The organism is Halorubrum salsamenti, assembly GCF_007671685.1.
GTDB lineage: Archaea > Halobacteriota > Halobacteria > Halobacteriales > Haloferacaceae > Halorubrum > Halorubrum salsamenti.
Genome location: NZ_VCNL01000007.1, coordinates 17,126 through 40,202 on the forward strand (window position 1 = coordinate 17,126; position 23,077 = coordinate 40,202).

At 67.3% G+C, this 23,077-nt stretch carries 25 protein-coding genes; 14 read left to right on the forward strand and 11 right to left on the reverse strand.

Annotated elements, in window-relative coordinates; genetic code table 11:
• Positions 1–77: 77 nt before the first annotated feature.
• On the forward strand, positions 78–1,157 hold the full coding sequence (locus tag FGL94_RS15580) for a S24/S26 family peptidase (RefSeq protein WP_144927392.1): 1,080 nt from the start codon (positions 78–80) through the stop codon (positions 1,155–1,157).
• A gap of 57 nt (positions 1,158–1,214) precedes the next feature.
• On the opposite strand, the gene FGL94_RS15585 is transcribed toward FGL94_RS15580, so the two are convergent.
• Entirely contained in the window at positions 1,215–2,957 is a 1,743-nt protein-coding gene (locus FGL94_RS15585) for a Cdc6/Cdc18 family protein (RefSeq protein ID WP_144927395.1), read from the reverse strand.
• Positions 2,958–4,163: 1,206 nt separating this feature from the next.
• Here FGL94_RS15585 and FGL94_RS15590 point away from each other — a divergent pair.
• The 4 genes from FGL94_RS15590 to FGL94_RS15605 all read left to right on the forward strand — a co-directional run bounded on the left by FGL94_RS15590 (position 4,164) and on the right by FGL94_RS15605 (position 7,307).
• On the forward strand, positions 4,164–4,805 hold the full coding sequence (locus FGL94_RS15590; RefSeq protein ID WP_144927398.1) for an Era-like GTP-binding protein: 642 nt from the start codon (positions 4,164–4,166) through the stop codon (positions 4,803–4,805).
• Positions 4,805–5,221, forward strand: coding sequence for a DUF2073 domain-containing protein (locus tag FGL94_RS15595; RefSeq protein WP_144927401.1), 417 nt, complete (start codon positions 4,805–4,807; stop codon positions 5,219–5,221). Before FGL94_RS15590 ends, FGL94_RS15595 begins: the two co-directional genes overlap by 1 nt.
• Complete coding sequence (locus FGL94_RS15600; RefSeq protein WP_144927404.1) at positions 5,222–5,893, forward strand: OapC/ArvC family zinc-ribbon domain-containing protein; 672 nt, start codon at positions 5,222–5,224, stop codon at positions 5,891–5,893.
• A 232-nt stretch (positions 5,894–6,125) separates the two neighbouring features.
• The gene (locus FGL94_RS15605; protein WP_144927407.1) at positions 6,126–7,307 is read left to right on the forward strand and encodes an aspartate kinase; all 1,182 of its coding nucleotides are present in this window, start codon (positions 6,126–6,128) and stop codon (positions 7,305–7,307) included.
• Between the two features lie 24 nt (positions 7,308–7,331).
• Here the strand turns inward: FGL94_RS15605 and FGL94_RS15610 are convergent, their stop codons facing one another.
• Positions 7,332–7,763, reverse strand: coding sequence for a hypothetical protein (locus FGL94_RS15610; RefSeq protein ID WP_144927410.1), 432 nt, complete (start codon positions 7,761–7,763; stop codon positions 7,332–7,334).
• 145 nt (positions 7,764–7,908) lie between these two features.
• On the opposite strand from FGL94_RS15610, the gene FGL94_RS19060 reads away from it, so the two are divergent.
• Complete coding sequence (locus tag FGL94_RS19060) at positions 7,909–7,998, forward strand: hypothetical protein (protein WP_449405032.1); 90 nt, start codon at positions 7,909–7,911, stop codon at positions 7,996–7,998.
• Complete coding sequence (locus FGL94_RS15615) at positions 7,998–8,867, forward strand: DUF7089 family protein (protein WP_144927413.1); 870 nt, start codon at positions 7,998–8,000, stop codon at positions 8,865–8,867. Before FGL94_RS19060 ends, FGL94_RS15615 begins: the two co-directional genes overlap by 1 nt.
• Positions 8,868–8,885: 18 nt before the next feature.
• Here FGL94_RS15615 and FGL94_RS15620 read toward each other — a convergent pair whose 3' ends face one another.
• Positions 8,886–9,467 carry a DUF7090 family protein gene (locus FGL94_RS15620; RefSeq protein WP_144927416.1) on the reverse strand — a complete coding sequence of 194 codons (582 nt, stop codon included), beginning with the start codon at positions 9,465–9,467 and terminating at the stop codon, positions 8,886–8,888.
• Positions 9,468–9,588: 121 nt separating this feature from the next.
• Here FGL94_RS15620 and FGL94_RS15625 point away from each other — a divergent pair, with 121 nt between their 5' ends.
• Both FGL94_RS15625 and FGL94_RS15630 read left to right on the forward strand, forming a co-directional pair.
• Positions 9,589–10,161, forward strand: coding sequence for a magnesium transporter (locus FGL94_RS15625; RefSeq protein WP_144927419.1), 573 nt, complete (start codon positions 9,589–9,591; stop codon positions 10,159–10,161).
• 147 nt (positions 10,162–10,308) lie between these two features.
• Positions 10,309–10,824: a magnesium transporter gene (locus FGL94_RS15630; RefSeq protein WP_144927629.1), complete on the forward strand. Its 516-nt coding sequence runs from the start codon at positions 10,309–10,311 to the stop codon at positions 10,822–10,824.
• 62 nt (positions 10,825–10,886) lie between these two features.
• Here the strand turns inward: FGL94_RS15630 and FGL94_RS15635 are convergent, their stop codons facing one another.
• On the reverse strand, positions 10,887–11,330 hold the full coding sequence (locus FGL94_RS15635) for a DUF2391 family protein (RefSeq protein WP_144927422.1): 444 nt from the start codon (positions 11,328–11,330) through the stop codon (positions 10,887–10,889).
• A gap of 133 nt (positions 11,331–11,463) precedes the next feature.
• Here FGL94_RS15635 and FGL94_RS15640 point away from each other — a divergent pair, with 133 nt between their 5' ends.
• Complete coding sequence (locus FGL94_RS15640; RefSeq protein WP_144927425.1) at positions 11,464–12,141, forward strand: class I SAM-dependent methyltransferase; 678 nt, start codon at positions 11,464–11,466, stop codon at positions 12,139–12,141.
• Between the two features lie 485 nt (positions 12,142–12,626).
• On the forward strand, positions 12,627–13,514 hold the full coding sequence (locus tag FGL94_RS15645; protein WP_144927429.1) for a YkgJ family cysteine cluster protein: 888 nt from the start codon (positions 12,627–12,629) through the stop codon (positions 13,512–13,514).
• A 30-nt stretch (positions 13,515–13,544) separates the two neighbouring features.
• Here the strand turns inward: FGL94_RS15645 and FGL94_RS15650 are convergent, their stop codons facing one another.
• The 3 genes from FGL94_RS15650 to serB all read right to left on the reverse strand — a co-directional run bounded on the left by FGL94_RS15650 (position 13,545) and on the right by serB (position 16,162).
• Positions 13,545–14,585, reverse strand: a complete 1,041-nt coding sequence (locus FGL94_RS15650) for a Brp/Blh family beta-carotene 15,15'-dioxygenase (RefSeq protein WP_144927431.1) — start codon at positions 14,583–14,585, stop codon at positions 13,545–13,547.
• Complete coding sequence (locus FGL94_RS15655; RefSeq protein ID WP_144927434.1) at positions 14,578–15,396, reverse strand: lycopene cyclase domain-containing protein; 819 nt, start codon at positions 15,394–15,396, stop codon at positions 14,578–14,580. The genes FGL94_RS15650 and FGL94_RS15655 overlap by 8 nt, the downstream gene beginning before the upstream one ends.
• 121 nt (positions 15,397–15,517) lie before the next feature.
• A complete protein-coding gene (gene serB, locus FGL94_RS15660; protein ID WP_144927437.1) occupies positions 15,518–16,162 on the reverse strand; it encodes a phosphoserine phosphatase SerB in 645 nt (214 codons plus the stop codon).
• 97 nt (positions 16,163–16,259) lie between these two features.
• On the opposite strand from serB, the gene FGL94_RS15665 reads away from it, so the two are divergent.
• Entirely contained in the window at positions 16,260–16,463 is a 204-nt protein-coding gene (locus FGL94_RS15665; RefSeq protein ID WP_144927440.1) for a DUF7554 family protein, read from the forward strand.
• Positions 16,464–16,466: 3 nt separating this feature from the next.
• Positions 16,467–17,048: a 2'-5' RNA ligase family protein gene (locus tag FGL94_RS15670; protein ID WP_144927443.1), complete on the forward strand. Its 582-nt coding sequence runs from the start codon at positions 16,467–16,469 to the stop codon at positions 17,046–17,048.
• A gap of 162 nt (positions 17,049–17,210) precedes the next feature.
• Here the strand turns inward: FGL94_RS15670 and FGL94_RS15675 are convergent, their stop codons facing one another.
• The 3 genes from FGL94_RS15675 to FGL94_RS15685 all read right to left on the reverse strand — a co-directional run bounded on the left by FGL94_RS15675 (position 17,211) and on the right by FGL94_RS15685 (position 19,593).
• Positions 17,211–17,405, reverse strand: coding sequence for a hypothetical protein (locus FGL94_RS15675; protein ID WP_144927446.1), 195 nt, complete (start codon positions 17,403–17,405; stop codon positions 17,211–17,213).
• Positions 17,406–17,410: 5 nt separating this feature from the next.
• Positions 17,411–18,820: a cytochrome P450 gene (locus FGL94_RS15680; protein ID WP_144927449.1), complete on the reverse strand. Its 1,410-nt coding sequence runs from the start codon at positions 18,818–18,820 to the stop codon at positions 17,411–17,413.
• A 95-nt stretch (positions 18,821–18,915) separates the two neighbouring features.
• Positions 18,916–19,593 carry a helix-turn-helix domain-containing protein gene (locus tag FGL94_RS15685; protein WP_241659213.1) on the reverse strand — a complete coding sequence of 226 codons (678 nt, stop codon included), beginning with the start codon at positions 19,591–19,593 and terminating at the stop codon, positions 18,916–18,918.
• Between the two features lie 76 nt (positions 19,594–19,669).
• Between FGL94_RS15685 and FGL94_RS15690 the strand changes: the two genes are divergently transcribed.
• Positions 19,670–21,325, forward strand: a complete 1,656-nt coding sequence (locus FGL94_RS15690; RefSeq protein ID WP_144927452.1) for an NADH-quinone oxidoreductase subunit D — start codon at positions 19,670–19,672, stop codon at positions 21,323–21,325.
• A gap of 42 nt (positions 21,326–21,367) precedes the next feature.
• On the opposite strand, the gene FGL94_RS15695 is transcribed toward FGL94_RS15690, so the two are convergent.
• Positions 21,368–22,981: a methyl-accepting chemotaxis protein gene (locus FGL94_RS15695; RefSeq protein ID WP_144927455.1), complete on the reverse strand. Its 1,614-nt coding sequence runs from the start codon at positions 22,979–22,981 to the stop codon at positions 21,368–21,370.
• Positions 22,982–23,077 lie beyond the last annotated feature (96 nt).

The following is a 23,077-nucleotide window of genomic DNA, read 5'->3' on the forward strand; positions in this document are numbered from 1 at the left end:
TCGGTTCCCGGGATCGACCGCGACCGCGGAGACCGGGACCCGGAAGCTTATGACCGAAACCCGTCAACGCGAACGTAATGGACGAAGGGGATCGGTCGGGCGACGGCGACGAACCCGACCGGGAGACCGGGTCGGCGGACAGCGATACCGGGAGCGGAGATCCCGTCGGCAGTAGGGTCACTCCCGGCGACGACGAAAACGACGGCGACGGGATGGTGTCCGAGAGAGATGGCGAGTCGAGTGACGAGAGGGAGCGAGTCGCCGGAGATCGGAGCGAAGCTGGCCGGTTTGGAGCCGAAACGGGACGGGACGGGACCGAGGCGGACCGACCAAGAGCCGAAACGGGCCGGCGAGAAGCTGAAACGAGCCGACGAGAAGCTGAAACGAGCCGAGATCCGCGCGCTTCCGACGAGGGGGTTCTGTACCGGTTCCGCCACGACAGGGAAGGGCCGTTGATGTGGATCCGAGAGATGCTCTCCAGCGTCGGCATCGTGCTCGTGATCGGGTTGATCCTGTTCGGCGTCAGCGGCGTGTGGCCGCCGATGGTCGCGGTCGAGTCCGGGAGCATGGAACCGAACATGGAGGTCGGCGACCTCGTCTTCGTCACGGAACCGGGACGGATCGCGCCTGATGCCGCCGACAACGACATCGGCGTTGTGACTCACGAAGCCGGCGAGACCGCCGACTACCGGACGTTCGGGTCCTACGGATCGGTGGTGATCTACCGGCCGCCCGGACGGACGGCTTCGCCGATCATCCACCGCGCGATGTTTCACGTGGAAGAGGGCGAGAACTGGTACGATCGCGCCGACGATCGGTACCACAGCGCCGCCGACTGCGGCGAACTCAACCACTGTCCCGCACCTCACGACGGGTTCATCACGCTCGGCGACAACAACGGCGCATACGATCAGGCGAACGGTCTCGCCGCGCCGGTCAAGGCCGACTGGGTGACCGGGGTCGCGCGGGTCCGCGTCCCGTACCTCGGCTACGTGCGGTTGATCGCGACCGGACAGGCAGAGCCGGGCGACGTGTTAGCGACGAACGTCGCGGTTCGGACGGGATGGATCGGAGTCGGGGAGATCAACCGGAGGGACGGTTCTGGCCCGAATCCCACCGTTTCAGGTGGAGACACATTCGCAGACGCGATCGCTTGAAAAATCGGAGATCCAACCGAGAGATTCGGACAGTCGAAGAATCAGCCGATGGAGTCGTCAGTTGTCGAACCGAGCCTGAACGAACGGCTGCGCGTTCTCGATGTCGCCGAGCCGGGAGTCGGACAGCAGGACGGCTTCGGTCTCCTCGACGGGGACCGACAGGCCCATCTCCTTGGTGCGACCGTAGCGTCCCTTCGAAACGACGACCGCGTTGACGATCCCGAGCATATCGAGCTCGCTGATGAGGTCGGTGACGCGGCGCTGGGTGAGCACGTCGGCGTCGATCTCCTCGCAGAGGCGCTTGTAGATGTTGAACACCTCGCCGGTGTTGATGTTGTGGACGCCGTTCTTCTCCAAGAGGATGACCGCGAACAGGACGATCTTGCTCTGGGTCGGAAGGGTCCGGACGACCTCGACGACGCGGTCGAGCTCGATCTTGTCCTGCGCCTGCCGGACGTGTTTCTCGGCGACGATCTCGGCCTGCGAGCGCTCGGCGAGTTCGCCCGCAGTGCGGAGGAGATCGAGCGCGCGACGGGCGTCCCCGTGTTCCTGTGCGGCGAACGCCGCACAGAGGGGGATCACGTCGTCGGTGAGCGCGTCTTGTTTGAACGCAATGTCAGCGCGGTGCTGGAGGATGTCGCGGAGCTGATTCGCGTCGTAGGGTGGGAAGACGATCTCCTCCTCGCCGAGGCTAGACTTGACGCGAGGGTCGAGGAAGTCGGTGAACTTCAGGTCGTTCGAGATCCCCATGATCGAGATCCGAGACCTGTTGAGCTCCGAATTCATCCGCGAGAGGTTATAGAGGGTGTCGTCCCCGCTCTTCTCGACGAGCTTGTCGATCTCGTCGAGCATGATCACGACCACGCGCTCGTGGTAGTCGACCGCCTCGAAGAAGGTCGAGTAAACCCGGTCGGTGGGCCAACCGGTCATAGGGACCTCCTCCATCTCGTCGGCGTCGGCCTCGAGCTCGTCGATCCGACCGTCGAGCTCGTCGACGGTCGCGAACTCGGTGTCGGTGAGGGCTGCCGGATCGTCGACCGCGGCGGAGCGGAGCTCACGACATCGGTCAAGCTGGTCCGCGATGACCGCTTGATTCTGTTCGATGAAGGTGTTCGCGAGCTGTGCGAGGACACGGTACTGCGTGTCCGTCACCTCGCAGTTGATGTACTCGACCTCGCAGGGCACGTCGTACTTCTGTGAGGTGGACTCGAGTTCCTGCGAGACGAACTTCGCGGAGGCCGTCTTTCCCGTCCCCGTCTTGCCGTAGATGAGGATGTTAGAGGGAGTTTCCCCGCGCAGCGCGGAGACGAGGATCGTTGCCATTCGGTTGATCTGGTCGTTGCGGTGAGGAAGCTCGTGAGGGGTGTAGGACGGACGGAGGACCTCCTTGTTCTCGAATATCGGCTCACCGGAGAGCAGGTCGTCGAACAGGCCCTGATTGTCGTCGTCGTCGTCGTCGAGGACGACACCATCGAAGTCGACATCGGGAGAGGATCGGTCTCGTCCCCCGCTTCCGACATCGAGGTCCGTCGAAACATCGTCGATGTCTGTCGAAACGTCAGTAGCGGGTTTCGACTGCGAGTTCGTGCCCGAGTCCGACTCTACCGGGTCTGACTCCGCCGAGTCCGATCGAGATGCCGAGCGATCGGATGGCGACGATGAGTCGGTCGATGGCGGATCGTCGAGATCAGCGTCGGTTTCGTCAGTTTCGTCAGCGTCGTCAGCTCCGGACAGATCCCCGGCGATCCCGCTGTCGTCTTCCGATTCACCGGTCTGCGGTGTGTTCTCTCCTTCGTCCATTGGAACCCCCCTGTTTCAGGTGGAAGTCTCCCGCACAACAACGACAGGTGTCGTATTCCGGCCTGAAACATCGATATTCGACTGAGGTCGAAGTCGAATACGTCCAGTTGATGCAGTCGAAGCAGATGAAGAGGGGGAACAAAAGCGTTACTCTCCGGACCCGAAACGGACCGGTCCGTTCGTGATCGACGGCGAAATCGGCGGCGAAATCGGCGGCGAAATCACAGCGGCTGATCGAGAGGACGGCAAGTGAGACCCGATCGAAACGATAAGTACCGGGACGATAGCTGATGAGAACGGTTGGACGGAAACGGAGGTGCCGTCTCCCGAGTCGAACGTGTGAGAGGGACCCGGTCTATCCCCCGTGATCGACATCTTGTCTTGAAGGTGGTCCAGAACGGCCCCGGAGTCGCACAGAGCCGGCTTCGGACACACGCCGATTCGGTGTCGGTGTCAGCCACTAACGTTGGTTGTTTGGTGATACTGTCGATCCGTCATCTCTTGACCTCTCGGTTCCTTTCGACCCCACCTTTGACTCTCACCCTTGACCCCCCCACCCCTTCGTTTCGGGTGGAACTCGAATTTGGTGGGGGAGGGGGTGGGAGGGCGGGTATTTTATATCGTTGGTTTTATTATAATGTCTGTTAAACAGTGCCCTCGACAATCCATCTCTGTTTATTTTATTAATGTTATTAGATATAGTAAAGGGAGTAGTGTAGAGTTTAACCCCCCGAGTTGCTATTTCCCACCTCCACCCCCACACCGACACCAGTCTCCAGTCGAAACGAAGGGGTGGGGGGGTGAGTAGATGTGGCGAAAGGAGAGCGGCCACGGAGAGAGCGGAGCACAAGGAGAGTTCAGAGAACGAGTAGAGAGGACTAGAGAGGACTAGAGAATGAGTAAGAGTATCAAATGCGTGAGCGCGTATCGAACTGTTCGAGACCCCAGCTCTCAACTTCGACCTTCGGTACCACATCCCGATCGCTAAGAATATATAAATAAGATCAAATAAACAAACGGCTGATATCGCAGGCGTCAACAACCGCACGACCCGAATATCACCAGATCGGGTGTGTCTGACGCAGTTCTTAAGTGAGAGGGGCGTGGATTCTACCTTAATTCCCCGAACACACGCTGGATCTGCGGTATCGAGCGTTACCACACCGCACAACGTGTCTGGGAGAGAACACAGGACTGGAGGTCAGGATGGGACTGCTCACGAATCTTAAAGACAGCATATCACGGGTCACCGACGGGCTGTTCGCGGCCGACGAACCCAAGCGGATCGGGATCTACGGACCGCCGAACGCCGGAAAGACGACCCTCGCGAATCGGATCGCACGCGACTGGACGGGTGACGCCGTCGGGCCGGAGAGCCACATTCCACACGAAACCCGCCGGGCACGCCGGAAGGAGAACGTGGAGATCGAGCGCAACGGACGCAAGGTCACTATTGACATCGTCGACACGCCGGGCGTGACGACGAAGGTCGACTACAAGGAGTTCCTCGACCACGACATGGAGAAAGACGACGCGATCCGCCGGTCGCGCGAGGCGACCGAGGGCGTCGCGGAGGCGATGCATTGGCTCCGCGAGGACGTCGACGGCGTCATCTACGTACTCGACTCCACGACTGACCCGTTCACGCAGGTGAACACCATGCTCATCGGGATCATCGAGTCGCAGGATCTCCCCGCGCTCATCCTCGCGAACAAGACGGACCTCCCCGGGTCGGACGTCCAGCAGATCGCGAACGCCTTCCCGCAACACGAGACGATTCCGCTGTCCGCGCTGGAGGGCGAAAACATGGACGAAGTGTACACGAAGATCGCGGAGTACTTCGGCTAATGCCGGGCCCAACCCCTAACGTCGACGGCGACGACGCCCCCTCAGACGACTCCGACGACGGGGTCCGGATCGACATGATAAGCGGAGCTCGGATGGACGGTCTCACCGGGATGGAGAAGATCCGTCTCATCCTTGACGGGGTTCGCGACGGCAACATCGTCATCCTCGAAGAGGGGCTCTCTCCGGACGAGGAGTCGAAGCTCATCGAGGTGACGATGACCGAGATCAGCCCCGACGACTTCACCGGCATCGAGATCGAGACGTACCCGAAGGCGGAGGCGGGCGATCAGAGCTTCCTCGACAAGCTGATGGGCCGCAAGTCGACCCAGAAGCTCACCGTCATCGGTCCGGCCAACCAGATCGAGACCCTGCACAAAGACGAGAACCTCATCAGTACGCTCGTCTCTCGCAAGTAAATGCCACACCAGTGTACCACCTGCGGTCGGACGTTTCCCGACGGCTCCAAGGAGATGCTCTCCGGGTGTCCGGACTGCGGCGGGAACAAGTTCCAGTTCAAGCCCGCAGGTGAGACGATCGACGCCGATGAGACGACTGACGCCGGTGAGACGACTGACGCCGGTGAGACGACTGACGCCGGTGAGACGACCGACGAGAGTGCCGGCTCCGTTACCGATACTCCCGATTCCGAGTCCCCACGACCCGACTCCCAACCGCCCGAGGCTCAGACGCCGAACGCCCAGGCCCAAGAATCCAAGACACCGGACGCCCAGAAGACGGACTCAGAACACATCCGTGACCGGACCCAAGAAGATATCGCGCAAGCGAGCGCGCGTTCGGATGTCGTCTCGCCCGACGAACTCGATCAGGCGAGCCGAGATGTCGAGAGCGATTCACCGACCGGTTCCGATCCCGATTCGTCGGGCGATCCAGAGGGTCCACGCCCCGATATCGACGATCTCCGAGACGAGCTCAACGAGCAGTTCGAGAGCATCCGAATCGTGAGCCCCGGGAAGTACGAGCTCAACCTGATGGAGCTGTACGACCGACAGGAGTACATCATCTCGCTCCAGGAGGACGGCCGGTACGTCATCGAGATGCCCGACGCGTGGGGCATCTCCGACGAGTAGTCAGACCCTCTCCCCTTTCTTGCTTCGCCCCGCTCAGCGATCAGTCGATCGAAATTCACCGGGCATCGCCCCGCTTCGCGATCGATCTAAATCGTCTGGCGACCCTTGTCGAAGAAGACACAGTTATGCGGCTTCCTCCGTTACGGGCGCCCATGTCTACCGATCACACTCTCAGTGTAGCGTCTCGTTCGCTCTCTCTCCCGGCTCGACCGGCCGATAGCGAGGTGGCCGTATGCGCGTAGTCGCCAAGTTCGGCGGCACGAGCCTCGGAAGCGGCGACCGGATCGAACGCGCGGCGGACTCGGTCGCGAACGCGGTCTCGGCGGGCCACGAGATCGCGGTCGTCGCGAGCGCGATGGGGTCGACGACCGACGACCTCCTCGACGACATCACCTTCGAGACGGACGACGCCGACCGCGCCGAGATCGTCTCGATGGGCGAGCGCACTAGCGTTCGGATGCTGAAGGCCGCGCTCTCGGTCCGCGACGTCGAGGCCGTCTTCCTCGAACCCGGCCACCCGGACTGGCCCGTCGTCACGAACGAGCTCGGCGAGGTCGACGTCGAGGAGACGAAGAAGCGCGCGCGGAAAATCGCCGCCGAGATGGACGGCGTCGTCCCCATCATCACCGGCTTCCTCGCGGAGGACCACGACGGGAACGTCACGACGCTCGGGCGCGGAGGATCTGACACCACCGCCGTCATGCTCGGCAACTACATGGACGCCGATGAAGTCGTGATCGTCACCGACGTGGAGGGCGTGATGACCGGCGACCCGCGGGTGGTCGAGGGGGCGCGCAACGTCGGACGGATAACCGTCGACGAGCTGCGAAACCTCTCGTTCCGCGGCGCGGAGGTCGTCGCGCCGTCCGCGCTCTCCTACAAGGACGAGGACCTCGCCGTCAGGGTCGTCCACTACCAGCACGGCGACTTACTCAGGGGCGGCACCCGGATCGAGGGCGAGTTCGAGAGCCTGATCGACATGCGCGAGGAGCCGCTGGCGTGTCTCACCATCGCCGGCCGCGCGATCCGGAACCGCTCGGGCATCCTCTCGCAGCTCGCGAACGCGCTCCGCGAGGAGGAGATCAACATCGACGCGGTCGCCTCCGGAATGGACTCGGTCACCTTCTACGTCGACGTCGACGTGGCCGAGACGGCCGAGGCGCTGCTCCACGAGGCCGTCATCGACGACGAGACGCTCTCCTCGGTGACCGTCGCCGACCCGATCGCGGTCATCCGGGTGACCGGCGGCGAGCTCCCGAACCAGTCCGGCGTCATCCAGGAGATCATCGCGCCTCTCGCCGAGGACGGGATCAACATCATCGACCTGATCACGAGCGCGACCTCCGTCGCGGTGTTCGTCGACTGGAACGACCGCGAGGACGCGCTCGAAATCGTGCAGGGCCGGTTCGACTGAGAGAGTCACGCCGCGGAGCTTTCGCTAGTCCTCCTCGTCCAGTTCGGTCGAGTCGATCACGTACCGCGTCGTCCGCCGTCCCTCGAACCGCGGTCCCGACCCGGCCGACTCGAACCCGGCGTCTTCGAGGATATTCCCGGTTCGCTCGTCGTTCGGAACGACGACCTCGACCCCCATTCCTTCCCGTCGAGCGAACCGACGCGGCTCCTCGAACAGCCGGCGGATCGCGTTATCGCCGCCGTCGAAGTCGGTCACGTGCACGGTCTCGCCCCGTACGTCGAACGCGACGAACCCCGTGACGGCCGAGCTGTCACCGTCGCCACTGTCCTCTCCGTCCCCCGCCACCGCGACGCGGACCGATCGGTCGTGGACCATGTCTTTCACGACCCCTCGCGGCCGATCGGTCGCCGCCGCCAGCGCTTCGGCGTCCGACTCGAGCGCGTCACGAATTCGCATACTACGCGTATCCGGTGTTCAGGTATAAATGCGGTGTCGGCGTACCGGCATCGGCTCGCCGCCTCGTCGAATATACGCAGCGGCATCGGTTCGCCGCCTCGCCGAAGAATATAGTTTTAAACGACCGGCGGACGCAGGCACGTTCATGAGCAAATCCACCCAGATCGTCGTCGGCACGATCGGCGTTTCGGCCGTCCTGTCGCTCCTCATTATCCTCTCGTACGTCTTCGCCTGATGTTCTCGACGCGTCCGCTCGACGACGACCTCGACGCGGTTCGCGAGGCCCACGCGCCGGGCTCTCCGGTGCTCGACGTCGACGCGGACTTCGAGACGCTCCCCCCGGCCTCGGCGGAGGACCTCGGGCTGTTCGTCGACGGGCTCTCGCCCGCGTCGTTTCCGGTCGAGTGGCTTCCCGACGAGGTCCCCGACCTGCTCCGCAAGTACGCCGGCCCGACCTTCACGGTGGGGCTTCCGGGGGACGGCACGGTCGTGCGAACGACCCAGACCGATCCGCAGACCGTGCTCGTCAAACACCGGGCCGAGGGGACGCCGGACGACTTCCTCGCGTTCCTGATCGCGGACCGGCTGGTCCAAGTCGGTATCGAGCCGGTGTCGGGGTCGTTGCCCGAAGGGACCTCCGGTTCTCGCCTCCCCGAGAGCTTCCTCCCGTTCTTCGGCGAGCGCTACCGCGACCTCGACGCCGCGATCCGGCGCCCGGACCCGGACACGGGCGCGTCCACCACCGGGCTGGGCCCCAGCGACGTCTTCCAGATCGCGGCCGCGCTGTACGACGCGTGGGTCGGTCTGTACACCCGCGACGCCTTCGCGTCGTGGGACGGCACTCACCCCCGGCTGTACGACGCGTGGGTCGACGCCGGCGACAGCCTCGAAGGGCGGCTCGGCGAGCTCGCGGGCGAGGTCGCTCGCGGCGAGACCGACTTCGCGAGCGCGACCGAGTACGCCTGCTCGGCGGTCCGTCACGGCCTCGATCTGCCCGCGCCGTTCGCGGCGCTCGACACCGCGGCGTACCGCGACCGCGGCGCTCCCTACGCGGTGACGTGGGCGGAGAAGACGGTGGCGTCGATGGTCGAGGCCGCGGAGTAGTCGGGTAGTCGGAAAACCCTACTTCATGCCGACGGTCACGTTCCCGTCGCCGTCGAGCTCGATGGCGCCCTCGAACAGGTCCCGGAACCGGTCGAGCGTCGCGACCTCGTGGACCTCCTCGGAGAGGTGGAAGATGCCGACCGCGTCGTGTTCGTCGAGGAGCGCGAGGAGGTCGGCGGCCGCCTCGTACACGGCGTCGTCGTCGGCGTAGTACGCCATCTCGGTGAGCGAGTCCACGGAGACGCGTCGCTTCCCCTCGTGTTCGGTGAGGAACCGCTCTACCCGATCGACGACCCCGTCGAGGTCGTCCGGCGCGGAGACGTAGTACACGTCGTCGGAGGTGCGTCGCGAGTACCCGCGCTCGACGGAGAGGGTGTCGAGGATGGTCGCCTTCGTCTCGTCGACGTCGTAGTACTCCAGCTTCTGCTCGACCTCGCGCGCGGTGGTCCGCGTGGAGACGACGAGGAAGGCGTCGGTGTCGGTCTTCAGGAAGTCCGTGTCGATCCGGTCGGTCTCGCCGATGCTCGGATGAACGAGGAGGAGCCCGGTTCCGCCCGGGATCGTTTCCGGCCCGTTCTCGATGGCGAGCGAGTAGTCCATGGGATCGAAAACCGCCCGACCGACTTAACGATGCGGGCCACGGCGCTCTGCCCCGGTTCGCGCTCTCTCACCGACCCGTTCCCGTCCGGTTTTTTCACCGTCGGCGTCGTTGGCACGGTCGATGCCCGGCCACGACACCGCCCGCGACGTCTACCGGCAGGCGCTCCCGGTGATCCTCGTCAGCCTCGTCGCGGGGCTGTTCTCCGGAACGATCCTCGGATCGGAGACGATGCGGGCCGGCATCTCCGAGGTGCCCGGCCTCCTCCTCCTGCTCCCGGCGTTCCTCGCCACTCGCGGGGGCGTCTACGGGTCGCTCGGCGCTCGGCTCTCGACCGGGCTCCACCAGGGGCTCATCGAGCCGCGCTTCCAGTTGGACAGCCGGCTCACCAACGCGATCCTCGCTTCCTTCATCAACGGGATGACCGTCTCCGTGTTCATCGCCGTGATCACGTTCCTCTGGCTGCGGCTCTTCGGGAACGCCGGGAACCTCCTCGAACTGGTCGGGATCATGGTCGTCGCCGGCTTCCTCTCGGCGGTGCTCATGATCTCGGTGCTCATCGCCGTTATCTTCGTCGGCTACCGGCGCGGGCTCGACCCCGACAACGTGATCGGTCCCGTCGTGACGACGCTCGGCGACGTGTTCGGGATCTCCTTCCTCCTCGTCGGGATCTACGTCGTGGGGGCGATCGTATGAACGTCGCGGGGGCGATCGTATGAACGTCGCGGGGGCGGTACTGTGAGTTCGAGCGGAGTGAGTTCGAGCGGATCCGGCGGCGACCGCGGCCGAAACCCCGACCGCGAGTACGTCGACGAGTGGTCGGTCCGCCGGATCGTCAGGACGATGATCCCGCTGTTGGCCGCGCTGTCGGTTCTCCAACTGGTTTCCGGGGCAGTCCTCGAAACGTACCAGGAGACGCTCGTGTCGAACCCCGCGCTCCTCGTGTTGGTGCCGGTCCAGATCGGGACGGCGGGGAACCTCGCGTCGATCACCTGCTCTCGGCTCACCACCCAGCTCTACCTCGGGACGTACGAGCTGCACCCGTCGAATCCGGACCTCCGCGCCAACGTCGGCGCCGTGTTCGCGCTCGCGGGAACCGTCTTCGGCGCGGTCGGCGTCGCCGCGTGGGGGATCGGCGTCGCGCTCGGCGGGACCCTCGGCCTCGGGCGCGTGCTGCTCGTCTCGCTCGTCTCGGGGATGCTGCTCGCCGTCCTCGTCGTCGTCGCGAGCGTCGCCGCGGTCGAGGTGTCGTACCGCGTCGGGCTCAACCCCGACGACACCACCATCCCCGTCGTCACCAACCTCTGTGACGTCGCCGGCGTACTCATCCTCTTCGCGGTCGTCTCGGTGATCGTTTGATGGTCGTTTCCGTAGTCGCCTGATCGACGAAGGCTCGATCGACGGTCGAACCGCGCCCGCCCTCAGAACACGCTGTCGGCGGTCGCGGCGCCGACCACGCTGAACACCGCGCCGACCGTGACCGCCTTGAACGTCGTCGCCCACAGCTCGGCGCCGACCACGCCCGCCTCGATGAGGAACGTACCGGGCGCGTCGAAAAGCAGCGCGAGCAGCAGCACGGACCCGAAGGCGACGATCATCAGCGAGACGAACCGAACGGGGATCCCGGCGACCTCCCGCTCGTCGTCCGGGTCGCGGTCGGTGTCGGCCCGGTAGAGCGCCGCGTAGCCGATCAGCCCGACGATACCGGCGGTCAGAACCCCCTGCAGCCAGCTCATGCTGGCCGCCAGCACCCACACCTCCTCGGTGACGACGAACGGGCCCGCGAGGAGGAATCCCCCGACCGCCTGCTGCGCGGAGTCCGCGATCCGGAACTTCGGTCGACGGGGGCCCCGCGGTCGTTTCATACTTCCTGAAGGAACGTCAGCCGATAAAACGGCGACGCTTTTCGCGGCGACGCTTCTCGTCGCCTCCGATCGGCTCTCCTCCCGTCGCCGACTCTCCGAACCCGTTTTCACCCGCCCGCTCGTTCGCCCGCGTATGAGCGTTCGCGAGGAGTTCGACGAGTGGGCGGCGGCGGGGAAGGACCGCGGCATGGAGGACCGACACTGGCACACCGCCAAGCACGTCCTCGCGCGGATGCCGGTCGAGGCGGGCGACGCCGTCCTCGATCTCGGCACCGGCTCCGGCTACGCGCTTCGCGCGCTCCGCGAACGGGGGATCGGTCGGGCGTACGGTCTCGACGGCGCGCCCGAGATGGCGCGCAACGCCCGGAGCTACACCGACGACGACGCGGTCGGGTTCCTCGTCGGCGACTTCGACGCGCTCCCCTTCGCCGACGACTCGCTCGATCACGTCTTCTCGATGGAGGCATTCTACTACGCGGCCGACCCGCACAACACCCTCCGGGAGATCCGGCGGGTGTTGAAGCCCGGCGGCACCTTCTACTGCGCGGTCAACTACTTCGCGGAGAGCGAGCAGACCCACGCGTGGCAGGAGAACATCTCCGTCGACATGACGCTGTGGAGCCGCGAGGAGTACCGCGAGGCGTTCCGCGAGGCGGGGCTGTACGTCGCCGCACAGGACGCGATCCCGGACCGCGAGATCGAGATTCCGGACGCCGCCGCGTTCCCGACCGACGACTGGGACTCCCGCGAGGCGATGGTCGACCGGTACCGGACGTGGGGGACGCTTCTGACCGTCGGCGTCTCGCCCTGACTCGATCGGTTATTTATAAGTGGTCGTTGGTGTCGGCGGATTCGATGGTGACCGTTCTGATGTCCTCGTCGTTCGCTTATAAGTGATTGCTGACGGCGGATCGACGGTGAACACCTCCAAAGCCCCAGCCGTGAGGGCGGCGCAGGCGACGTAAGCACCGCAGGAACGAGCGAAGCGAGTGACGAGGAGCGTGGTTCGAAACGGCGAAGCCGTTTCGTCATCACGAGACGCCGAAGGCGTCTCGAACGACAACGAGCGTGCGCCGCCCTCACGGCTGCCCCTTTGAGTCCCGCCCCGCACCGCAGCCTCACGCCTCCCCAGCCTCGTCGCTGGCGCCGCCGGCGCCAGCGACTCCCTCGCGCGGCGTCGTTCGCGCCCTTATCAGGGCGCTCACAAGCGCGCGCCACCGCGGATCGATTTATGTATATTCTCTCGTATTCGGCGACTTCTTTTAAGTGTGCAAACCGTTGGCACAGGTGATCACGATGGAACTCCGCTGCGAGGGCTGCGCCGGCTGCTGCGTCGACTGGCGACCGCTCGCGCCCGAAGCGGCCGGCTCCGACCGCACCGGCCGCCGCCCGCCGCTCGACGACGCCTACGACCTCGTGCCGCTCACGCGCGACGAGATCGCCGGCTTCCTCGACGACGGCCTCGGCGACGTGCTGGTCCCTCGGCTGTTCGAGCCCGCCGAGGGCGACGACGCGGTCCGGATCGACGGCGTCGCGGTCGCCGCCGCCGGCGACCGCCCCGTCTTCGCGGTCGGCCTGCGGAAGCCCCCCAAGCCGGTCGCGCCGATCGGCACCGACGAACACCGGTGGCTCGACGCCTGCGTCTTCCTCGACCCGACCACGCTCCAGTGCCGGATCCACGGCGACGAGCGCTACCCCCGGACCTGCTCGACGTACCCCGCCCACAACCTCGAACTGGACGCCGAGACCGAGTGCGAGCGCGTCGCGGCCGCCGGCGGCGGCGACCGCCTCCTCGACGACGCGGTCCCCGACGACACCCCGCCGCTCCCGTTCGGTCCCCGAGCCGCCGGCGCGACCGTCTTCGCGTACCCCGACCCGGACGACCTCGACGGGGTCGTCGACCGGCTCCGCGGAGAGCGGCTCACCCCCGACGACCGCGCCCGGTTCGTCGGGGCCGCGGTCGGCTCCAGCCCCGGTTCGCTCTCCGTCGACCGCGACCGGATGGCCGAGGCGCGGGACCGCGCCCGCGAGGCCGACTCTTGGGCCGGACGCGCGATCCGGACGTGGAGCGAGCGGGCCGCGGGCGACGGCGACCCGGTCGCGCTCGATCCGGACGACCGCGAACGGCTGGTCCGCGAGCTGGAGGACGACGCCGGCGCGCCCGGGACCCCGGGGTGGGAGTGACGCGGGGCGGGAGTAACCACGGGATCGAACTCACCTCGAATCCGGCCGCCAGACTCCCTGCCGCCGGTCGAGCCACGCGGTGACGACGACGTGCGGGAGCGTCAGCGCCGCGATCCCGACGAGCGACGCCGCGAGCAGGTCGCCCGGCGCGGCGACGCCGGCGGGGGCTGCGAGCCCGACCCCGGCGAGCGCGACGAACCCCCCGAGCGTGAGCGGGGCCGCGTCGCGGGCGAACCGCGCGAGCGCCCGCCGAACGTCGCCCTCACCGAGCGCGGCCGTCGCGTCCGGATCGACGAGGATCAGTCGCCCCACGTGTCTGAGCGAATGCCAGAGCGCGAAGTACGCCCCGATCGCGAACACCGGCGCCGCGAGCAGGAACCACGCCCACAACACCGCGACCTCGCCGGTGTCGCGGAGCCACCCGCGTCGCGAGGCGCCTCGCCGGACCCGCGCGTACCCCAGCCCGACCGACGAGAGCGTCGCCGCGATCACGACCGCGCCGACCGCCAGCCGGGTTTCCGGGACGAAGAGAGGGTCGACCGCGGCGGCCGCCGCGCCCGGATCGACGACGAACAGCCCCACGATCCATTCCGCGACGAGCCGGTACTCCCCCGGGTGGGAGAGGAGGGGAACCCCCATCGGGAGCCCGCCGCGGACGACGAGGCTCAGCCGGCGCTCCGTCGAGGTCGGGAGGTGCTCGACGCCCGCGAGCGCGAGCGCGGCCACGTCGCCCTGCCCCCAGTGGAGCCACGTGAGCGCGACGAACCCGGCGAACGCGGCGACCGGCGCGGCGAAGAACGAGGCGACGACCGTCCCGCCGAGGACCGCGTACGCGACCGAGACGACCGCGATCGACCGCCGGAGCGACACCCCCGGCGCCGCCCGCAGCGGGACGAGGTGGTCGACCGCGCCGTGGGCCATTCCGACCGCGAGCGTGCCGAGCGCGAACGTCGCGATCCCGAGTTCGACTGGAAACAGAGGGGTCGCGGCGCCGATCGGCAGCAGCGCGGCGAGCGCCAGCGCCGGGTACAGCGCGAAGAGGCGATCCGCCTGCGCCGTCGCCTCAGTCATCGCCGGGTTCGAGGACGGGAGCGGTGTCCGCGTCGACGCCGGTCTCACCGCCTTTCTCTGCTGCCGAACCGGCCGCGCTCCGACGGTCGTTCCAGTCGAGGACCCACTCGAACAGCACGAGCCCGTCGACGGTCATCACGCCGGCCGAGACGAAGAAGAGCAGCTCCTCGATCGGGAGGCCGAGGACGGCGATTCCGGTGGTGAGCTCCTCGGCGATGCGCCACGTTCCCATACCGATCGCGATCCGGTCGACGATCCAAAAGTACGCCGCCGGCAGGAGCGTCGCGGTGAGCCACACTCGCGGCGTGCGAGCGAGGTAGCCGCCGCCGACGGCCCACTGGAGCGCGAGCACGGGGCCGACCCACGCGATCAGCCCGCCGAGGTACAGCAGGGAGGCGTCGAGCGAGACGAGCCAGAGCCCGCCGCCGAGCATCGCCGTCCCGACCACCACGCCGGCGACGCGCGGGACGCGGTCGAAGTCGCCCTCGCGGAACGTCGGGTCGAACCCGAGCCGGTGGAGCGCGAACGCGACGGCGAGCGTCTGGATCGCGACGTAGAGGTACTCGCCGAGCGGGACCGACAGGGCGCGAACCAACACCGCGCCGTCAGCGTACGACCACGCGCCCCGCCGGATCATGTGCGCGATCCACGGGACGGTGTACGCGTACGCGATCGCGACGAGGACCGCGACCCCCGCCGCCGCGCGTCGGCGTCGTCGCCCGCCGTACCGCGGCGCGAGGTACCACAGTGCCGCCAGCACCGGGAGGCTGAAGACGAGGTGGAACTGCAGGTACGTCGGCGTGGGGATCATCGGCCCACCCGGTCGGAGGCTGCCATACCCGGACGAGGCGACTCGGTCGGCATGAAGGGACCGTCCAAATTATCGCGACCGGATCTGTCGGAGGTCGGTCCAGTGCCGCTGTACCCGCCGGCTACTCCGCGGGGAGCACGTCGTACCCCTCTAACACCTTTCCGAGCCGGAACATCGAGGCGACGACGGCGTCGCACACCGGCCGGACCGCGTCCTTGGGGACGAACCCGATCGAGATCCCCGCGACCTCCAGCATCGGGAGGTCGTTCGCGCCGTCGCCGACCCCGACGGTCTCGGCCATCGGGATTCCGAGGTCGTCGGCGAGCGCCGCCAGCGCGTCGTCTTTCGTTCCCTCGATGAGCGGCCCCTCGGCCTCGCCCGTGAGCTTCCCGCCGTCCATCGGGAGGCGGTTCGCGACGACCGTGTCGGCCTCGACGCCCTGCTTCGCGAGCGCGCGCTCCACCCCGCGCTCGAACCCGCCCGTGAGCACGGCGACGTGGTGCCCCTCGGCCTGCAAGCGCTCGATCAACTCGCCGGCGCCCGGCCGGAGAACCACCTCGTCGAACGCGGCCGCGACCTCCGCCTCGCCGAGCCCGTCGAGCAGTTCGGCGCGCCGGTAGAGGCTCTCGGCGTAGCTGAGTTCGTCGTTCATCGCCCGCTCCGTGATCTCGGCCACCTCGTCGGCGACGCCCGCGCGCTCCGCGAGCAGGACCGTCATCTCGGAGTCGGAGAGCGTGCCGTCGAAGTCGAACGCGATGAGGCTCATGGGATCCGTTCGGCGCGGCGGGGTTTTTAAGCACCTGATCGCGCAACGTGACGCGTCCTCGGTGGTCTTTTTGCCCGTCGCGGTCGTCGCACCCGCTATGGACCGAACAGACACGGACCGCGCCGACGTCGACGTCGACGACCTCCTGAAGGTGATCCTCGTGCTCGCGATCGCGTGGCTTCTCTTAGAGATCGTTGACACGGTGCTCGATCTGACGTTCGCGCTCTTGGACGCGATTCCGACGCTTCTTGCGATCGTAATCGTCGTGCTAATCGCCTTACGGCTCGCCGACCGTATCTGAGGCGTGTTCAGCCTGAACGTCCCGCTCCCGCCCGCGATCGAGCGAGCCGCGACGGATCTCCAGTCGAAATGCTCGGGGTTCGATCGAGTGCGAGACCGACGCACGCTCGTCTGCAAGCGGTTCGGCGTCGAGGACGTGCCGGACCGCGTCGCGAGTGAGGATGTGGATACTTCGCCCGGCTCTCCCGCTGGCGGACCGTCACCGCCAAGACCCGACGCGCTCGGCGCCCTCCGCGACGACCTCCATCCGCTGCTCGCGGGGACCGACCCCTTCCCGGTCGCGGTGACCGGGATCGACGTCTTCGACGCGCCCGCGTCCGGGTCGGGACCGGTGCTCTATCTCGCCGTCGAGAGCGACGCGCTCGTCCGGGTCCACCGCCGGCTCTGTGCCGCCTACGGCGCGGTCGAGGGGATCGAGGGGGAGGACTACACGCCCCACGTTACCGTGGCTCGCGGTGGCAATCCCGAGTCGGGCGTCGTCGCCGACCTCGTGAGCGCCGAGTTCGAGCCGATCCGGTGGCGCGTCCACGCGCTCGACCTGTACGACCCCGAATACCGCGAGGTCGCCGCGACGATCGAGTTGTAGGTGGTTCGCGGTGGATGAGTGGCGAACGGTCCAATTCTCCGGCTAACTATTTATAAGCAATCCGTGGTAGATCGACGGTGAACGCCTCTGAAGCCCCAGCCGCGAAGCGTGAAGCGCCTCTGGCAGCCGGCGCGCAGCGCCGGCGACGCCACCGCAGTTCGTTTATAAACCCGCTCCGCTGTGGTCGCTCTCGTCCGGCTCGTCAACCGCGTGGTGCGGCCCGACCGGCCCGTGCGTCGGGCAGACCCCGGCGATCGGGGTCGCGTTGAGACAGCAGGCGCGCTGCCGGCTCGCGATGGCGCCCCGCGAGAGGCGCTCGCCGCAGCGCCGGCAGTACAATTCCGTCTCGCCCGCCATCTCGCTCAGCGCTCCCGAATCCGCATCGGCACCGGGTGGTCTGGGTGCATCGTCAGCGACCCGCGCAGCGAGAGGTCGGGCCCCTCGTACTCCAAGTCGTACTGCGAGCACACCTTCGCGAGGATCAGCTTGGCTTCCAGCAGCGAGAACGCCTTCCCGATGCAGTGACGGGGGCCGCCGCCGAACGGGAAGAAGGCGAACCGGGGGCGCCGACTCCGACGCTCGGGTTTCCACCGGCTCGGATCGAACGCCTCGGGGTCGTCGTACCAGCGCGGCGAGCGGTGGACCACCCACTGCGGCAGCATGAGCGCGGAGCCCTCCGGGATCCGGTACCCCCCCAGTTTCACGTCGAGCCTCGGCTCGCGGAAGAGGGTGTAGACGGGCGGATACAGCCGCATCGCCTCGTTGAGCACGCGGTCGGTGAACTCCATCTCGCGGGCGTCGGCGGCGGTCGGCGCCCCGTCGGTCGTCGCCGCAGCGGCTTCCTCAGCCACGCGCTCCCGCGCCTCGGGGTGGTTCGAGAGCAGATAGAACGTGTACGTGAGCGTCAGCGCGGTCGTGTCGTGGCCCGCCAACAGCATCGTCACCAGTTCGTCGCGGAGGTTCTCGTCGGTCTGCTCGCCGCGGTCGCGGGCGCGGAGCAGGACGGAGAGGAGGTCCATCGGGAGGTCGCCCCCACCGTGCCCGTCGGAACCGTCCTCCGCGGGGCCGCGCACCGCGACGCCCTCCGGTCCGGCCGGGTCGGCGGCGGGATCGCGCTCGGTCCCCTGCCGGCGCTCGACGATCCCGTCGATCACGGACTCGAGGGTGTCGACGGCGTCGTCGAACTCGCGGTTCTCGCGGGTCGGTACCCAGTTCGGGATCAGGAAGCGCCGGGGGTCGGGCTCGAACCGGGCGCCGAGCGGCTCCAGCTTCTCTTGGACCGTCTTGACCTCCTCGTCGGTGATGTCGGCGCCGAACATCGCCGAGACGATGATCTTGACGGTGAGGCGGGCGACCTCCAGCTGCACGTCGACGACCTCGCCGTCGCCCCAGTCCGCGAGCTGCGACTCGGTGTGGTCGACCATCGTCCCCGCGAGCGCCCCGATCCGGCGGCTGTGGAAGGAGGGGTTCGCGAGCGTCCGCTGGCGCTGCCACGTCTCCCCCTCGCTCATGAGGAGGCCGTTCCCGAGCAGCGTGTCGATGGCGTCGTCGCCGAAGTCCGGTTTTCGATACCGCTCGGCGTCGGCGACGAGGACCCGCTCGATGTCGGCCGGGTTCGCGAGCATGTACGTCTCGCGCGGACCGAGATCGAAGCGGACGATATCGCCGTAGCTGTCGGCGCAGACGCGCATAAACGAGAACGGGTCGGCGGCGTACCGGCGACCGTTGCCGAAGACCGGGTCGCCGATGGGTCCGGGCGGCGTGACGGACATGAAGGGATCGGAGGGCTCGGCGAGGTTAAACGTTCGGCGGGGAGGGGCCCTCGTGTTCGAGGGATCTGTCGAGGGATCCGGTCTCTACAACCCTCTCACGACAACTCGCGCAGCTCCATGAACGCGGTCATCATGGCCGACTCCGCCTTCCGGAGGTGCTCCGACGCGGTGCTCGGAGAGGCGTCGATCCATTCGGCGACGTCCTCGACGGTCGCCGCCCGCGGGGACTCGTAGTACCCGATTTCGACGGCGGCCGCGAGCGCGTCGAACTGCCGGGCGGTCAGCCCCGGGTCGAAGAGGTCCTGTCGCCAGTCGTACTCGCCGATCCGGAGCACAGAGGTCTCGATCCGCTCCGGGAGCTCCGCGAGCGCGCCCCGCAGCGCCTCGCCGTTCCCGATGACCGTCAGATGAGCGATCCCGTTCGGGCGGAAATCGATCGGCGGGACGACGACCACACCGGCCCGTTGGAGGGGACCGAACATCGCCTCGTCGACCGCGTCGCGCCGCTGCGTGAGAAAGACGTAGTGTCCCGTCTCGTCGATCCGAGTGACCTCGAACTCCCGGATCCGGTCGACCGATCGGAGCGTGTCGGCGTACACCTCGATGTCGCCCTCCACGTAGAACAGGAACGTGTCGTCCTGCCCGTTGAGGATCGTTCCGTGGAGGAGTACGTCCCGATCCACGTCGTCCGACTCGTCGATGAGCCGATGTACCGGGTGTATCAGATCCGGCGGATACCGGAGCTCGATCCGGAGGTACTTCACGTCGGCCACTGCCGTCGTCGGAGCTTATAAAAACCCGTCTTGATCCGGCAGAAGCGTCGGGTCGTCCGGCCGCGTTCGTCCACGTATGTCGACCGACGCGCAGATCGAACGGGCGGACGCCGGCGCAGAGACGGACCCCTTTTCCTCGATCTCGAATCTGATCACCGCGCGCGAGACGCACCTGAACGCCCCCGCCGCCCGGATTCCGCCGGACGCGACCCAGGAGGCGCTCTCGACGCTGAAGCGAGAGGCCGGGTACGACCACCTCGCCTGCGTCACCGCTCAGGAGTACGAGAACCGGTGCGAGTCGATCTATCACCTCCGATCGTTCGACGACCCCACCCGCGAGGTCAGCGTCGTCGTGCCCGCCGACAAGGACGACCCGGTCTCGGAGTCCGCCGAGCCCGTGTTCCGCACGGCGGACTGGCACGAACGGGAGGCGTACGATCTGGTCGGGATCCGGTACGGCGACCACCCGGACCTCCGCCGGATCCTCCTGCCCGAGACGTGGCAGGGGCACCCGCTCTCGATGGACTACGACGGGGACGGGTCGCAGATCGTCACGCTCTCGGAAAACGAGCCCATCGAGCCGGGGTCGTCGACCGCGACCGGGAGCGACACGATGCTCCTCAACGTCGGGCCGCACCACCCGGCGACCCACGGAGTGCTCCACCTCCAGGTCACGCTCGACGGGGAGGACGTCGTCGGCGTCGAGCCGGACATCGGCTACATCCACCGCTGCGAGGAGCAGATGGCTCAGTCGGGCACGTACCGCCACCAGATCATGCCGTACCCCGACCGCTGGGACTGGGGCGGTGGCGGCCTGCTCAACGAGTGGGCGTACGCCCGCGCGGCCGAGGACCTCGCCGACATCGAGATTCCCGAGTACGCCCAGGTGATCCGCACCATGAGCGCGGAGTTCAGCCGGATCCTCTCGCACATGCTGGCGCTGGGGGCGTACGCGCTCGACGTGATCGGCGACTTCACCGCGACGTTCATGTACGCCATCCAAGAGCGCGAGCGCGTTCAGGAGATCGTGGAGGACCTGACGGGCCAGCGGCTGATGTTCAACTACTTCCGGCTCGGCGGCGTCGTCTGGGACCTCCCCGAGCCCCGCGAGGAGTTCTTTTCGACGGTTCGAGAGTACCTCGACGGGCTCCCGCGTCGCCTCGAAGAGTACCACGATCTGCTGACTCGGAACGAGATCCTCCAGATGCGGACGGTCGACACGGGCGTTTTGCCTCCCGAGGTCGCGAAGGAGTACGGGACGACCGGTCCGGTCCTTCGCGGGTCGGGCGTCGACTACGACCTGCGTCGCGACGACCCGTACGGCTACTACGACGAGCTCGACTGGGACGTGATCACCGAGGACGGCTGCGACAACTTCAGCCGCCTGCTCGTTCGGATGCAAGAGGTCGAGGAGTCCGCGAAGATCATCGGGCAGTGCGTCGACCTGCTTGAGGACTGGCCCGAAGACGAGCGGAACATCCAGGCGAACGTCCCGCGGACGCTGCGCCCGGACGACGACACGGAGATCTACCGCGCGGTCGAGGCCGCCAAGGGAGAGCTCGGCATCTACATCCGCGCGGACGGCACCGACAAACCCGCCCGCTTCAAGATCCGCGGTCCCTCCTTCTCGAACCTGCAGGCGCTCCCCGAGATGGCCACCGGCGAGCGGATCCCGGACCTGATCGCCTCGCTGGGGAGCCTCGATACGATCATGGGCGAAGTCGATCGGTGAGACGATCGCGGGAACGCGGACGCGACGAGGCCCTGTGGCGGGCTACTGCCCCCCTTTCTGCTTCGCGTCGAGTCGCTCGACGCGGGTGATCAGCTCGTCGACGGCGACCTCTTGGTCGTCGGTGGCGTCGACGATGCGCTGGGTCGCGTCCTCGGTGCGGTCGGAGCGCTCGCGGACCGCCTCCAGCGACGACGTGAGTTCCTCGACGGTCGCGGCTTGATCGTCCGTCGTCCGGGCGACCTCGGCGACGCCGGCGGCGGCCTCGTCGACCGCGTCGGCGATCTCCGCCAGGGAGTCGAGCACCGTCTCGATTTCGGTGCCGGCGTCCTCGATGCGCTCGTGCGAGCGCTCGACGGCGGTGCTCGTCTCGTCGGACTGCGCCTGCAGCTCCGCGAGGCTCTCCGTGATCTCCTCGGTGTAGCCGCGGGTCTCGTCGGCGAGCTTCTTCACCTCCTCGGCGACGACCGCGAAGCCGTCCCCGCCCTCGCCGGCGCGGGCGGCCTCGATGTTGGCGTTGAGCGCGAGCAGGTTCGTCTGCTCGGCCACGTCGGAGATGACCTCGATGACCTCCTCGATGTCGTCCATGCGCTCGGAGAGCGCGCCGACGCTCTCGACGAGCTCGTCGCCGATCTCGACCACGTCCTCGGTCGCCTGTCGGGCGTCCTCGCTGGCGTCGAGCCCCTCGTCGGCGGCCTCGCTGGCCGCGACCGCGGCGGAGTCGACCTGGTCGGCCGTCGCGGCGACCTCCTCCATCCCGGCCGAGAAGGACTGCATCTCGGAGACGCTCTCCTCTAACAGCTCGTTCTGCTCGTCGACGTTCTCGGCGATGTCCGCGGCCGCGGTGCTGGCCTTCTGGACCGTCTGGTCGATCTGTCGGGCCTGCTCGTGGACGCTCTCGGAGAGGTCCTGGAGGTTCTCCGCCATCCGGTTGACGACGTCGATGACGCTCAACAGCTCCTCGTCGAGGGTCTCGCACTCCTCGTGACGGACGGCCCGCGCCTCGAGGTTCCCCTCGCCGATCGCCTCGGCCGTCTCGCGGACCTCGGTGACCAGGGTTTCGGTCGCGTTCCGCTGGTTGATGTTCTCCGTCCGGTCGATGACGACCTCGGTGACGCCGACGACCTCGTCGCCCTCGTAGAGGGGGGCCGCCGTGAACTCGATGTGCTTCTCGTCGCCGTGGCGGTCGACCATCGTGCTGGTGTCGCGGTAGCGGGTCTGCGCCGAGTCGGAGCGCTCGACGCCGTACACCTCGTCGGCGCTCTCCGGCGCGTCGAGCACCTTGTCGGCGAGGGTGTCCGCCCGCCGGCCGTCGGGGTAGAACAGCTCCGAGACGTGCTCGTGACCGATCGCGTCCTCGCGCTCGTTCCCGGTGAGCGACGCGATGGACTCGTTCCACTCGGCGACGTTGCCGTCGGCGTCGAGGATGAACGTCGGGACGCCGGTCGAGTTGAACACCTGCTCGAGACCGGCGGCAGCGAGCGTCCCGTCGTGGTCGGCTCCTCCTTCCTCCGACATGTTGAGCCCGTTCCCCTCGCTCGCGCCCGCTCCGGTCGCGCCGTCGTCGGAATCGTCCACGACGACCCCGCCGTCCGGGACCGACCGCGAATCCCGATCCCGACCGAACGCGCGTCGGAACAGCCCTCGAATTCCCGTCATTTCTACGTGGGGCTCTCCCAAGCACCCGCATAAACCGTTCCCCCCGTTATTCACGATTGATAACCACCGCGTCATCGGATGACGAGCCGCTCCCGA